10 protein-coding genes are annotated in these 13,090 nt (G+C 66.8%); 9 read left to right on the top strand and 1 reads right to left on the bottom strand.

Annotation, left to right across the window (positions count from 1 at the left end):
• The first annotated feature begins 47 nt into the window (after positions 1–47).
• From ACODTJ_RS12720 to gyrB, 9 genes are all read left to right on the top strand, one after another.
• On the top strand, positions 48–1,031 hold the full coding sequence (locus ACODTJ_RS12720; protein WP_454658895.1) for a threo-3-hydroxy-L-aspartate ammonia-lyase: 984 nt from the start codon (positions 48–50) through the stop codon (positions 1,029–1,031).
• A 181-nt stretch (positions 1,032–1,212) separates the two neighbouring features.
• Entirely contained in the window at positions 1,213–1,479 is a 267-nt protein-coding gene (rpsT, locus tag ACODTJ_RS12715) for a 30S ribosomal protein S20 (RefSeq protein ID WP_047581773.1), read from the top strand.
• 781 nt (positions 1,480–2,260) lie between these two features.
• Complete coding sequence (dnaA, locus tag ACODTJ_RS12710) at positions 2,261–3,778, top strand: chromosomal replication initiator protein DnaA (protein WP_454654028.1); 1,518 nt, start codon at positions 2,261–2,263, stop codon at positions 3,776–3,778.
• A gap of 238 nt (positions 3,779–4,016) precedes the next feature.
• The gene (gene dnaN, locus ACODTJ_RS12705) at positions 4,017–5,132 is read left to right on the top strand and encodes a DNA polymerase III subunit beta (protein ID WP_454654030.1); all 1,116 of its coding nucleotides are present in this window, start codon (positions 4,017–4,019) and stop codon (positions 5,130–5,132) included.
• 10 nt (positions 5,133–5,142) lie between these two features.
• Positions 5,143–6,270 carry a DNA replication/repair protein RecF gene (gene recF / locus ACODTJ_RS12700; RefSeq protein ID WP_454654032.1) on the top strand — a complete coding sequence of 376 codons (1,128 nt, stop codon included), beginning with the start codon at positions 5,143–5,145 and terminating at the stop codon, positions 6,268–6,270.
• A gap of 225 nt (positions 6,271–6,495) precedes the next feature.
• On the top strand, positions 6,496–7,110 hold the full coding sequence (locus tag ACODTJ_RS12695; RefSeq protein ID WP_454654034.1) for a LysE family translocator: 615 nt from the start codon (positions 6,496–6,498) through the stop codon (positions 7,108–7,110).
• A gap of 6 nt (positions 7,111–7,116) precedes the next feature.
• Positions 7,117–7,470 carry a hypothetical protein gene (locus ACODTJ_RS12690; protein WP_454654035.1) on the top strand — a complete coding sequence of 118 codons (354 nt, stop codon included), beginning with the start codon at positions 7,117–7,119 and terminating at the stop codon, positions 7,468–7,470.
• A 201-nt stretch (positions 7,471–7,671) separates the two neighbouring features.
• Positions 7,672–9,510, top strand: coding sequence for a DNA helicase RecQ (gene recQ, locus ACODTJ_RS12685; RefSeq protein ID WP_488848984.1), 1,839 nt, complete (start codon positions 7,672–7,674; stop codon positions 9,508–9,510).
• Positions 9,511–9,790: 280 nt separating this feature from the next.
• Positions 9,791–12,229 (top strand): DNA topoisomerase (ATP-hydrolyzing) subunit B, encoded by a 2,439-nt coding sequence (gene gyrB / locus ACODTJ_RS12680; RefSeq protein ID WP_454654039.1) that lies wholly within the window; start codon positions 9,791–9,793, stop codon positions 12,227–12,229.
• 657 nt (positions 12,230–12,886) lie between these two features.
• On the opposite strand, the gene ACODTJ_RS12675 is transcribed toward gyrB, so the two are convergent.
• A partial coding sequence (locus ACODTJ_RS12675) for a type II toxin-antitoxin system Phd/YefM family antitoxin (RefSeq protein WP_488848981.1) occupies positions 12,887–13,090 on the bottom strand: 204 nt, incomplete at its 5' end.

The raw sequence follows: 13,090 nt of genomic DNA, 5'->3' as shown, positions 1-13,090 counted from the left end.
TCCTGCTGGCAGATAGCCCTCGTCTTTCGCCAGCAGGATCTCCCGCGATGAACGCCCAAGCCGGACAGTCCCTCCCGACCTATGCCGATGTCGAGGCTGCGGCCGGCAGGCTCAAGGGCATCGCCCATCACACGCCGGCGATGAGCTCGGCCACCGCCAACCGGCGGACGCAAGCCAGCCTCGTCTTCAAGCCCGAGAACCTGCAGCGCATGGGCGCCTTCAAGTTCCGCGGCGGCTACAACGCGATCGCCTCGCTCAGCCCCGAGCAGAAGAAGGCCGGCGTCGTCACCTATTCCTCCGGCAACCATGCCCAGGCCATCGCCTATGCCGGCCAGCTTCTGGGCGTGCCGACCACGATCATCATGCCGAACGATGCGCCGGCCGCGAAGGTCGCCGCGACCGAAGGCTATGGCGGGCAGGTCGTGCGCTATGACCGCTACACCGAGAACCGGCTCGATATCGGCAACCGCCTCTCGGCCGAGCGCGGGCTGACGATCATCCCGCCTTACGACCATCCGCATGTCATCGCCGGTCAGGGCACCGCGACCAAGGAGCTGATCGAGGATGCCGGCCCGCTCGACATCCTGCTCGTCCCGCTCGGCGGCGGCGGGTTGCTCGCCGGCGCGGCGCTCACCGCCAAGGCGCTGAATCCGGGCTGCCGCGTCTTCGGCGTCGAGCCGGAGGCCGGCAACGATGGCCAGCAATCCCTGCGCAAGGGCGAGATCGTCGCGATCGGCGTGCCCAAGACCATCGCCGACGGGGCGCAGACCGCCTTCCTCGGCGACCTCACCTTCCCGATCATCCAGCGCGAGGTCGAGGATATCGTCACCGTCAGCGACGCCGCGCTCGTCGACGCCATGCGCTTCTTCGCCGAGCGGATGAAGCTCGTGGTCGAGCCGACCGGCTGTCTCGCCGCCGCCGCCGCCTTCACCGGCGCCGTGCCGGTCGCCGGCAAGCGCGTCGGCATCATCCTCTCCGGCGGCAATGTCGATCTGGCGAGCTTCGCCGCCTTCATCGCGCCCTCCGCGTGAGTTCGGCGGGCTTGCGGCGATTCCGGCGTTGACGTAGCGCCGGCAAGCGACTATAGCCCCACCACTCGCGGCGGCCCGCGCAAGCTCGGCCGCCGCGCACGTTTTTCCAGCAAGGATGCGGCCAGCCCCGCCGGCAATGACGCCAGGCGACCGGACGCGATGAAGAGACGAGGACGTTTCGATGGCCAATACGACGTCGGCCAAGAAGGCTACGCGCAAGATCGCTCGCCGCACCGAGGTCAACAAGGCGCGCCGCTCGCGGATGCGCACCTTCCTGCGCAAGGTCGAAGAGGCGATCGCCTCCGGTGACAAGGCGGTTGCCGCCGAGGCCCTGAAGGCCGCCCAGCCGGAAATCATGCGCGCCGCGCAGAAGGGCGTGGTTCACAAGAACACCGCCTCGCGCAAGGTCTCGCGCCTGGCTCATCGCATCGGCGCCCTGGCTTCCTGAGCCTGAAACTACATCGTTTCGACGATCAAAAAGCCCGGCCGCAAGGCCGGGCTTTTTCGTTGGCTTCATGGCCTCTGTGGCGCACTCGCCACAGGCTCCGACAGAACAAAACAAAGCTGCTTTCAAGCTATTTTCGTAAGCTTTCCACGGCCTTGCGGACTTGACTCTCGGACGCCGCTCAGGGCGCAAAATCGCCCTCCGGGCAGGACTCTGCCGCTCATAAAAAGACGTGACTTTTCATCATCTTAGTGGGCAAAGGATTTTGGAAGACGGAATCGCGGCGACTCTGCGGCAGGCTTTTCGAGGTGCGGCAAAAAAAGATTCGGGCCTCCCCGAAAGGGCCGACATGAAGAAAATCTTAAGTTCCCCAACCAATTGCGGCAGGCATCCCCAGCCAGCGCGACGCCCAACAGACGGCGAGTCTCGGAAGCCGGCTGAAAGGGGTGTTGCAGCCCGTCGAGAGCGCCTTGTAAGGTCCCCCTCATCGCCGGGCGGACAGCAATGACCGCCGCGGGATTTCCAGAGATGATCAGCGTTTTGGCTCGCGACCATGGAGGTTGGAGGATGTGACCCTTTGTCTTTCTTGATCAAGATGAAGGGTGGCGTCGTCCCTCGGCGAGCCTTCCAAGCGTAATCAAAAGAACCGGAACCGGAGCCTGAAGCGGCGCGTCGCGCCCGTCGGGACCGGGACCATTTTGACCAGAACAGCAGCACCAGGACGACGGTCAGGAAGCGGCCGCCGAACCCAAGCTGCGCACATTTTCAAAGAACGGGGCCATTGATGTTCGAGCGGCAGAATTTCGGGGACATTGTCGAGACGACGCCGGTGGTGGTGACGATCGCTGCGGAAGAGACCGCCGTCATCCGGGTAGAGGAGGTTTCGATTCAGGACGCTTGGGAGCGCGTGCGCCGGCGCCTGCGGGCGGAGCTCGGCGAGGATGTCTTCTCGAGCTGGTTCGGCCGGCTGGAGATCGCCGGGATCGTCGAGGGCGTGGCCTATCTCACCGTTCCCACCCGCTTCCTGAAGAGCTGGCTCGAGGCGCATTATACCGAGCGCCTGCGGGTGAACTGCATGGCCGAGCTGCCGGCGCCGAACGGCGTGATGCTGTCGGTGCGCACCGTGTCGCGCGACCCCGCCCAGCCGCAGATCGAGGCGCTGCGCAACCGCCCCGCGACCGTGGCGAGCCCGGCCCCGGCCGAGAGCGGCCGCCCTGCCACTGTCAGCCTGCCCCAGGCTGGCGAAAGCGATCTCGTCGATGCCTGCGGTACCGCGCTCGACCGGCGCATGAACTTCCAGAGCTTCGTCGTCGGCAAGTCGAACCAGCTCGCCTTCGCGGCGGCCGAACGCATCGCGGCGGCGCCTGCGGGCCAGAGCCCCTATAACCCGCTCTATCTCCATGCCGGCGTCGGCCTCGGCAAGACGCATCTCCTGCAGGCGATCGCCCAGGAAGCACGCCGCCAGGGCAAGCGCGTCGCCTATTTCACCGCCGACCGCTTCATGTACGGCTTCGTCGCCGCGCTGAAGTCGCAGACCGCGCTCGCCTTCAAGGAGAAGCTGCGCGGCATCGACCTGCTCGTCGTCGACGACGTGCAGTTCATCCAGGGCAAGTCGATCCAGCAGGAATTCGGCCACACGATCAACGCGCTGCTCGATGCCGGCAAGCAGATCGTCGTCGCCGGCGACCGCCTCGCCGGTGAGCTCGAGGCGCTCGACGAGCGCATCCGCTCGCGCCTCGGTGGCGGCCTGGTGGTCGAAGTGGGAGAACTCGACGAGACGTTGCGCGCCACGATCCTCTCCAGCCGGCTTGAGGCGCTGCAGACCGCCCATCCGAATTTCCAGGTCAGCCCCGATGTCGTCGCCTATGTCTCGCGCGTCGTCGCGACCAATGGCCGCGACCTCGACGGCGCCGCCAACCGCCTGCTCGCCCATGCGACGCTGTCGGGCCAGCTCGTGACGCTGGAGACGGCGGAAGCGGCGATCCGCGACCTCGTCCGGACGCGCGAGCCGCGCCGGGTCAAGATCGAGGACATCCAGAAGCTGGTCGCGACGCGCTACAATGTCAGCCGCGCCGACATCCTCTCGGAGCGCCGCACCGCGGCCGTGGTGAAGCCGCGCCAGATCGCGATGTATCTGTCGAAGGCGCTGACGCCGCGTTCGCTGCCCGAGATCGGCCGCCGCTTCGGCGGGCGCGATCACACCACGGTGCTGCACGCCGTGCGCAAGATCGAGAAGGCGATCAGCGAGGACCGCTCGCTGCATGACGAGGTCGATCTGCTGAAGCGCATGCTGCAGGAGTGATCGGCCTGGGGTGCGCTGACTGCTGATCTGAAAGGCGGGCCATCCCGGCCGGAGCGCAGCGAAGAGCCGGGATGACCCGCGGTTTGTGCGGCCGGTAAACCGAAAGCCCGTCAAATGGTTGTGGTTGCCGGAGCGGGCAGGTCTTGCGCCCCCGCCCGGCGTCCGGCAATGTCGCTGGCCATTCATTTCGGCTCGCGCGTTCGCGCGCGGGCGGCCAGCGCCAGAAGACTAGACAATCATGAAGGTCACGGTCGAACGTTCCACGCTGCTCAAGTCGCTCGGCCACGTCCATCGCGTGGTGGAGCGCCGCAACACGATCCCGATCCTGTCGAACCTGCTGCTCTCGGCCTCCGAGAACGGCCTGCGGCTGAAGGCGACCGATCTCGATATCGAGGTGGTGGAGACGATCCCCGCGGATGCGGCCGAGCCCGGCGCCACGACCGTTCCGGCCCATACCCTCTACGACATCGTCCGCAAGCTGCCGGATGGTGCGCAGGTCTCGCTGGAGACCACTGGGGATAGCGGCCTCGTGCTGCGCTCGGGCCGCTCGCGCTTCCAGCTCCAGACCCTGCCCGAGAGCGACTTCCCGGATATCACCGCCGGCGAGATGGCCCATCGCTTCGTGCTGCCGGCCGGCGAATTGAAGCGCCTGATCGACAAGACCCAGTTCGCGATCTCCACCGAGGAGACGCGCTACTATCTCAACGGCATCTATCTCCACACGATCGATGTCGATGGCCGCCCGGTGCTGCGCGCCGTCGCGACCGATGGTCATCGCCTCGCCCGCGTCGACACCGCCGCGCCGCAGGGCTCGGTCGGCATGCCCGGCGTGATCGTGCCGCGCAAGGCCGTCTCCGAAATCCAGAAGCTGCTGGAAGACGGCGAGAGCGAGGTCGCGGTCGAGTTGTCCGGCTCGAAGATCCGCGTCGCCACGGCCAGCGTCGTGCTGACATCGAAGCTGATCGACGGCACCTTCCCCGACTATCAGCGCGTCATCCCGAGCGGTAACGACAAGCGCCTGACCGTCGACAAGGGCGACTTCGCGGCTAGCGTCGACCGCGTCTCGACGATCTCGTCCGAGCGCGGCCGCGCCGTGAAGCTCTCCATGGCCGAAGGGCGCATGACGCTCTCCGTGACCAACCCGGATTCCGGCTCGGCGACCGAGGAGATCGAGGTCGATTACGAAGCGAGCCCGCTCGATATCGGCTTCAACGCCCGCTACCTCATGGATATCGCCGCCCAGCTCGACGGCGACACGGCGCTGCTCAAGCTCGCCGATCCCGGTTCGCCGACCGTGATCCAGGATCGCGAAGGCGCCTCCGCGCTCTATGTGCTGATGCCGATGCGCGTCTGATCCAGCGATCATGGCCGCCGTCGCGCGCCTGATCCTGCAGGATTTCCGTTCCTACGAGGCCCTCGATCTCCCGATCGAGGGCCAAATCGTTGCGCTCGCGGGCGAGAACGGAGCCGGCAAGACCAATATCCTCGAAGCGCTCTCGCTGTTCACGCCGGGACGCGGCCTGCGCCGTGCCGAGATCACGGCGATGGCGCGGCAGGGGGGTGACGGCTCGTTCGCTGCCTCGATAACTCTGGATGACGAGGCGGGCCGGCTCGGCATCGGGCTGGGCGCACTCGATGCGGAAGGGCGCCGGCCAAGGCTCGCCCGGATCGACGGCGCCAATGTCGGCTCGGCACTCGCCTTCAGCGATTATCTGCGCGTGGTCTGGCTGACGCCCGATCTCGACGGGCTGTTCCGGGGCGCGGCCGGCGACCGGCGACGCTTCCTCGACCGGCTGGTGCTGGCGATCGACCCGAGCCATGCCACGCGCTCGAACGCGTTGGAACGGGCGCTGCGCTCGCGCAACCGCATCCTCGAGGAGAGCCCCCATCAGGGGCAATGGCTCGACGCGGTCGAACGCGAGGTCGCGGAACTCGGCGTCGCGGTCGCCGCCGCGCGGGCCGAGACCGTGGCACGGCTCTCCGCCATCATCGCCGAGACGCGCGACGAGGCCTCGCCCTTCCCCTTCGCTGACATCGCGCTCTCCGGCGAGATCGACGCGCTCGTCGCAAGCCTGCCGGCCGTCGATGCCGAGGACGCCTATCGCGACCTGCTGCGCCAGAGCCGCCATCGCGACCGCGCGGCCGGGCGCACGCTCACAGGGCCGCAAGCTTCCGATCTCGAAGTCCGGCACGGACCGAAGGACATACCAGCGGGCCAGGGCTCGACCGGCGAGCAGAAGGCGCTGCTGATCGGGCTCGTGCTCGCCCATGCCAGGTTGGTCGCGGCGATGAGCGGAATTGCGCCGCTCGTCCTGCTCGACGAGATCGCCGCCCATCTCGATCCGCGCCGGCGCGGGGCGCTCTACGAGGGGCTGACCGGGCTCGGCTGCCAGGTCTGGATGACCGGCGCGGATGCTGCCCTGTTCGGCGACCTGCCGGCCGGGGCACAGCGTTTCGCGGTGACGCCGGGGCGGATCGATCCGCTCGATTGATCGGTCAGGCCACGGCTTGCGATGGGACGAAACCAGCTCGTTGCTGCTAAACTGAGTCGATTTTGCGCGGGAACCACGTCGTCATCCCGGACGGAGCGAAGCGGAGATCCGGGATCCATGCCTGACCCTTCGTTGGGAGCGCTCCGGCATGGATCCCGGGTCAAGCCCGGGATGACGATGTGGTTCCGCGTAGAATCAGCACGCTCCAGACATTGGGAATCCCGCATGGACATCTCCAGCCTTGCCCTGTTCGCCGGCGTGTATTTCCTCGCCGTCGCCTCGCCCGGCCCGGCCATCGCGGCCCTGGTCGCGCGTTCTCTATCCTCGGGCTTCCGGCGCTCGCTGCCCTTCCTCGCCGGCATCGTCGCGGGCGATCTCGTCTGGTTCACGCTTACGGCGCTGGGCCTCAGCGTGCTCATGCAGAGCTTCCACGGCGTCTTCGTCGCGATCAAATATGCCGGCTGCGCCTATCTGCTCTACCTCGCCTACAAGGCCTGGACGGCGCCGGCCGAGGCGCCGAAGCCTTCCGCCGCCGCGCGCGGCGAAGGCGTGCGCCTGTTCCTCGGCGGCATCGCGCTGACGCTCGGCAATCCCAAGGTCATGGTCTTCTTCCTGTCGATCCTGCCGCTGGTGATCGATCTCAACGCGATGACGACACTCGCCTTCGTCGAGGTCGCTGCCTTGATCGCGCCGATCATCACGGGGACGCTGATGGCCTATGCCTATGCGGCCGACCGGGCCCGGCGCCTCGTCGCGAGCCCGCGCGCGATGCGCTGGATCAACCGCACGACCGGCGGCGTGATGGCCGGCGCGGCCGCCGCGATCGCGACGCGGAGCTGACCGAACTTGGCTCTGGCGGCGGGGCTCCTCGATTTAGGCTTCGCGCTGTTCCATGCCGCGTTCCGGCGGCTGTTCGGCTGGCCGGAGCGGCTCGCGCCCTCCGGCAGCCTGAACACGGCGATCACGCAGACGCTCAACGCGATGCTGATCTTCGTCTTCCTCGCCTATGGTACGACCCTGATCTGGCTGGCCGGACAGGGCAACGTACACCCCGTGCTGCCGCTCGTGGGGGCCGCCTTCTGGGGCCTGCGGCTCGCGCTGCAATTCATCTGGTTCGACCTCAAGCCTTGGCCCTCGAAGCTGATCGCGGTGGTTTTCGCGGTCACCGCAGTGGTCCATCTGCTGGCCATCAAAATCTGAAGTCCACCAAACCTTCACGCGGTCATCCCGGACGGAGCGAAGCGGAGATCCGGGATCCATTCCTGAGCGTCTCCGATGAAGGTTCCGGAATGGATCCCGGGTCAAGCCCAGGATGACGGCAGAGGTTCCGAGGGATATCGACACAGGCTTTCGGCTCGAAAAGCTGGCCAAGCGCGCGCGCCTGCGGCACATCCCTTCCTCATGTCGCCATCCCGCGAATCAGACGCCCGCGCGATCCTCAAATCCGTCTGGGGCTATGACGATTTCCGCCCCGGCCAGTGGGAGGTGATCGCAGCCGCCCTTGCCGGCGAGGACGTCTTCGCGGTGATGCCGACCGGCTCCGGCAAGTCGATGTGCTACCAGCTTCCGGCGCTGGTCTCAGGGGGGCTGACGCTGGTCGTCTCGCCGCTGATCGCCCTGATGCGCGACCAGGTCGGGCAGCTTGTGCGGGCCGGCGTCTCGGCCGCCTCGCTCAACTCGATGAACACGGAGGACGAGGCGGCGCAGGCCTGGGACAGGCTGAATTCCGGCGATCTCAGGCTGCTCTTCGTCTCGCCCGAGCGCCTGGCCGGCGAGGGATTGGTGGGCCGGCTCAAGCGCCTCGGCGTGAACCGGCTCGCCATCGACGAGGCGCATTGCGTCTCGCAATGGGGCCATGACTTCCGCCCGGAATATCGCCTGCTCGCCAAGACGCGCGAGGATTTGGGCGGCGTGCCGGTGACAGCGTTGACCGCCACGGCCGACCGGCAGACCCAGGCCGATATCGCCCAGCAACTGTTCCCGCAGCCGCCGCGGATGGTGGTGCATTCCTTCGACCGGCCGAACCTGAAGCTTGCCTTCGCGCCGAAGGAGCAGCCGCGCCGGCAGATCGACGATTTCCTGCGCCGGCACCGCAACGGCTCCGGCATCGTCTACTGCTCCTCGCGCAGCAAGACCGAGCGTCTGGCCACCGCGCTCAGCGAAAAGGGCTGGAACGCCCTGCCCTACCATGCCGGCCTCGAGCAGACGCAGCGCAACCGCAACCAGGACATCTTCCTGCAGGAGGACGGCGTCGTCGTCTGCGCCACCATCGCCTTCGGCATGGGCATCAACAAGCCCGACGTGCGCTTCGTCGTCCATGCCGATATGCCGGGCTCGATCGAGGGCTACTACCAGGAGATCGGCCGCGCCGGCCGCGACGGCCTGCCGGCGGATACGCTGACCCTCTACGGCGTCGACGACATGTCGCTCCGGCGCCGCCAGATCGACGAGAAACAGATCGACGACGAGCGCCGGCGCATCGAGCACAAGCGCCTCAACGCGATGATCGATCTCTGCGAGAACGCGCTCTGCCGGCGCAGCGCGCTTCTCGCCTATTTCGGCGAGGAGACGCTGCCCTGCCGGCATGGCAACGCGCCGTTCCGCTGCGATCTCTGCGGCGCCGAGGCGCCTGCGCTGCAAGACGCGACGCTCGATGCGCGAAAGCTGCTCTCGGCGGTGATCCGCTCGGGCGAGCGCTTCGGCGCCGGTCATCTCGCCGATATCCTCACCGGCACCACGACCGAGGTCATCCGCCGCCAGAACCATGACGGGCTGAAGACCTTCGGCGTCGGCGCCGACAAGCCCAAGGCGGCCTGGATGGGGCTGACGCGCAAGCTCTTCGCGGCCGGCGCGCTCGCCGAGGCCAGCGTCGAGCATGGCGGCTTCTGCCTGACGCCGAAGGGCGAGGACATCCTGTTCGGTCGCGAGAGCATCGCGCTCCGGGCCGATCCCTTCGCCGAGCGACGCACCCGCCGGACCGAACGCGATGCGGCGCGCGCCGACGGGCTAGACGAAGGCACGGCCGGGCTGTTCGAGCACCTGCGCAAGCTCAGGCTTCAGATCGCCCGCGAGGAGGGCGTCGCGGCCTATATCATCTTCACCGACCGGACGCTGATCGCCATGGCGCGCGAGCGGCCGCTGGGCTTGGACGAGATGCGGATGATCGAAGGCGTCGGCGAACGCAAGCTCGCGCAGTACGGCGAGGCCTTCGTCGAGGCGATCACGGAGTTCCGGGGGTAGGAGCGCATTCTTTTCCGCCTCGACGTCATCCCGGCCGGAGCGCAGCGAAGAGCCGGGATCCATGCCTGAACCTCTACCGGCAGCGCTCCGGAATGGATCCCGGGTCTCCCTTCGGTCGCCCGGGATGACCGCGTGTTTCCATTGTACAACTTCGGAGGCGAAACCGCCGCTCCACGCGCACGCACGCGTAGGCGCGTGAAAAAGCCATCGTCTCACCCTATATTGTCGTTTCGAATCAGGATCATCGCGGGCGCCGGCTCGCCCGTTCAGGAACCACTTCATGACCGATGCCGCGCCCAGCGCCCAGCCCGACGACTACGGCGCCGATTCCATCAAGGTTCTCAAGGGCCTGGACGCGGTGCGCAAGCGGCCCGGCATGTATATCGGCGATACCGATGACGGCTCGGGCCTGCATCACATGGTCTACGAGGTCGTCGACAACGCCATCGACGAGGCGCTGGCGGGACACGCCGACCTCGTCACGGTGACGCTGAATGCCGACGGATCGGTCACGGTGAGCGATAACGGGCGCGGTATCCCCACCGATATCCACAGCGAGGAAGGCATCTCGGCGGCCGAGGTCATCATGACCCAGCTCCATGCCGGCGGTAAGTTCGACCAGAACTCCTACAAGGTCTCGGGCGGCCTGCACGGCGTCGGCGTCTCCGTCGTCAACGCGCTCTCGGTCTCGCTGAAGCTGCGCATCTGGCGCGGCGGCAGCGAACACTACATGGAATTCCGTCATGGCGACGCCGTCGCGCCGCTCGCCGTCGTCGGCCCGCAGGGCGACAAGCGCGGCACCGAGGTGACCTTCCTGCCCTCGCAGGAGACCTTCACCATGGTGGAGTTCGACTACAAGACGCTGGAGCATCGGCTGCGCGAACTCGCCTTCCTGAACTCGGGCGTGCGCATCGTGCTGACCGATGCGCGCCATGCCGAGGTCGTCCGCGAAGAGCTGATGTACGACGGCGGCGTCGAGGCCTTCGTGCGCTATCTCGACCGTGCCAAGACATCGGTGATCGAGAAGCCGATCATGCTGACCTCGGAGAAGGACGGCATCACCGTCGATGTCGCGCTGTGGTGGAACGACAGCTACCACGAGAACGTGCTCTGCTTCACCAACAACATCCCGCAGCGCGACGGCGGCACCCATCTCGCCGGCTTCCGCGCCGCGCTGACGCGCCAGATCACCGGCTATGCCGAAAGCTCCGGCATCTCCAAGAAGGAGAAGGTCTCGCTCACCGGCGACGACTGCCGCGAAGGCCTGACCGCGATCGTCTCGGTCAAGGTGCCCGATCCGAAATTCTCCTCGCAGACCAAGGACAAGCTGGTCTCGTCCGAAGTTCGCCCGGTCGTCGAGAACGTCGTCAACCAGGCGCTCTCCGAATGGCTGGAGGAGCATCCGGGCGAGGCCAAGACCATCGTCGGCAAGGTGGCGGAAGCAGCCGCCGCGCGCGAGGCCGCCCGCAAGGCGCGCGACCTCACCCGCCGCAAGGGTGCGCTCGATATCGCGTCGCTTCCCGGCAAGCTCGCGGATTGCCAGGAGCGCGACCCCGCCAAGTCCGAACTCTTCATCGTCGAGGGTGACTCGGCCGGTGGCTCCGCCAAGCAGGGCCGCGCCCGCGAGTACCAGGCCGTGCTGCCGCTGCGCGGCAAGATCCTCAACGTCGAGCGGGCGCGCTTCGACAAGATGCTGTCGTCGGACCAGGTGGGAACGCTGATCACGGCGCTCGGCGCCGGCATCGGCCGCGCCGAGGCCGACCAGGGCGGCTTCAACCTGGCGAAGCTGCGCTATCACAAGATCATCATCATGACCGACGCCGACGTCGACGGCGCCCATATCCGGACCTTGCTGCTGACCTTCTTCTACCGGCAGATGCCGGAGCTGATCGATGCCGGCCATCTCTTCATCGCGCAGCCGCCGCTCTACAAGGCGGCGCGCGGCAAGAGCCATGTCTATCTCAAGGACGAGCGGGCGCTGGAAGAGTACCTGATCGACTCGACGCTGGACGGCGCGACCTTCCGCACCAGCGAGGGTGTCGAGCGCGCCGGCGCGGATCTGCGCGCCTTGATCGAAGAAGCCCGCAACGTCCGCAACGCGCTGTCGCAATTGCATTCGCGCTATGACCGCCGCGTCGTCGAGCAGATGGCGATCGCCGGCGTGCTGCACCCGATCAACGAGGACGACGAGGCCAAGGCGAACGAGGCCGCGGCCACGATTGCCCGCCGGCTCGACGCGATCTCGGACGATCTGGAGCGCGGCTGGGAGGGCAAGGTCAGCGAGGGCGGCTTCGTCTTCTCGCGGATGATCCGCGGCGTGAAGCAGGCGGCGACGGTCGATGCCGGCCTGCTCGTCAGCGCCGAGGCCCGCAAGCTCCACGCGGCCGCCGCCTCCTTGCAGGAAGCCTATGCCAAGCCCGGCGTGCTCGCGCGCAAGGGCGACGACTTCACCGTCAACGGCCCGAGCGACCTGTTCGAGGCGGTCTCGACCATCGGCAAGAAGGGCGTCTCGCTGCAGCGCTATAAAGGCCTCGGCGAGATGAACCCCGACCAGCTCTGGGAGACGACGCTCGATCGCGACGTGCGCTCGCTGCTGCGCGTCAAGAACGACCAGAACGACGAGGCCGACGATCTCTTCGTCAAGCTGATGGGCGATGTCGTCGAGCCGCGGCGCGAGTTCATCCAGACCAACGCGCTGAACGCGACGGTCGACATCTGATCGTCGCGACGTGTAGGGGCACCCTAAAGTCTGACTCCTACGCCGGGTAGTCAGACTCGATTGTCATGGAAACTCGACTCACCCGCGCGGCAGGTGGACTGTGCGCAGGGCGGAGGGCTCGCTAACGTCGCCCTCGGGCTCACCTTGCAAAACTGGAATCTCACTCCACGATTGCAGGGATGAATGTGCGACCATGCAGGAGTGCATAGCGTCGCGGGCTTGCATCGAGGCTTAGGGAGCGCTCGTCGCAATTCTCCCACATGGTTCTGCCAGCGCTACCGGTGGCTACCACGGCCAAACGGCCCCGGTAGTGCTCCTTGAAGGACCATTATGGCTGAACGAGCGCTCGTAGCTTTTCTCGCCGGCTCGCTCTAAAGCACTACCGGGAACACCTCGGTAGTGCCTTCTCGAAGCACTGGATTGTTGGATCTAGAATTGACTGACCGGTCGCCGCAATCGACGGAAGAGACGAAACCAAGCTTGAAAGGATCGATTTCGGTCGCGCTCACGCAGGAGGGTGAACGCAGTCAGACTGAACTGGCCGACGCTAGCAAACTGAGAGTGCGCGAACTACGAGCGCTGATGCGCAAGCAGAAGCGCGTCAAGAAGGCACCGTGAACGGCTCGGTATAGTCAGCCTTGCTGCGACCAGGAAGTTTCAGGGGAGGTCCCAACTACCGCGCTCATGATCGGGCAGCGGGTCCTGGAAGCGCTCGTCGATGGCGATCTTGCCCTTGAGCGCTCCAAAGCGTCGTTTGCCCCGTGGCGCAATGGGCGCCAGACGCACCACCGGCACGCTGCGGCGAGTGATTGTGTTTCGGCGTGCAAGTTTGACCCCATGAGGCGGGGGATCGGCGTCCAA

The sequence above is a fragment of the Allobosea sp. FG18 genome, from assembly GCF_057809495.1.
The sequence above is the reverse complement of the archived record's forward strand: the minus strand, read 5'-3'. Positions and strand labels throughout refer to the sequence as shown.

What these genes read in the sequence shown, in the direction of transcription:
- ACODTJ_RS12720 (WP_454658895.1), top strand. Translation starts at nt 48, where the DNA reads ATGAACGCCCAAGCCGGACAGTCCCTCCCGACCTATGCCGATGTCGAG.
- rpsT (WP_047581773.1), top strand. Translation starts at nt 1,213, where the DNA reads ATGGCCAATACGACGTCGGCCAAGAAGGCTACGCGCAAGATCGCTCGC.
- dnaA (WP_454654028.1), top strand. Translation starts at nt 2,261, where the DNA reads ATGTTCGAGCGGCAGAATTTCGGGGACATTGTCGAGACGACGCCGGTG.
- dnaN (WP_454654030.1), top strand. Translation starts at nt 4,017, where the DNA reads ATGAAGGTCACGGTCGAACGTTCCACGCTGCTCAAGTCGCTCGGCCAC.
- recF (WP_454654032.1), top strand. Translation starts at nt 5,143, where the DNA reads ATGGCCGCCGTCGCGCGCCTGATCCTGCAGGATTTCCGTTCCTACGAG.
- ACODTJ_RS12695 (WP_454654034.1), top strand. Translation starts at nt 6,496, where the DNA reads ATGGACATCTCCAGCCTTGCCCTGTTCGCCGGCGTGTATTTCCTCGCC.
- recQ (WP_488848984.1), top strand. Translation starts at nt 7,672, where the DNA reads ATGTCGCCATCCCGCGAATCAGACGCCCGCGCGATCCTCAAATCCGTC.
- gyrB (WP_454654039.1), top strand. Translation starts at nt 9,791, where the DNA reads ATGACCGATGCCGCGCCCAGCGCCCAGCCCGACGACTACGGCGCCGAT.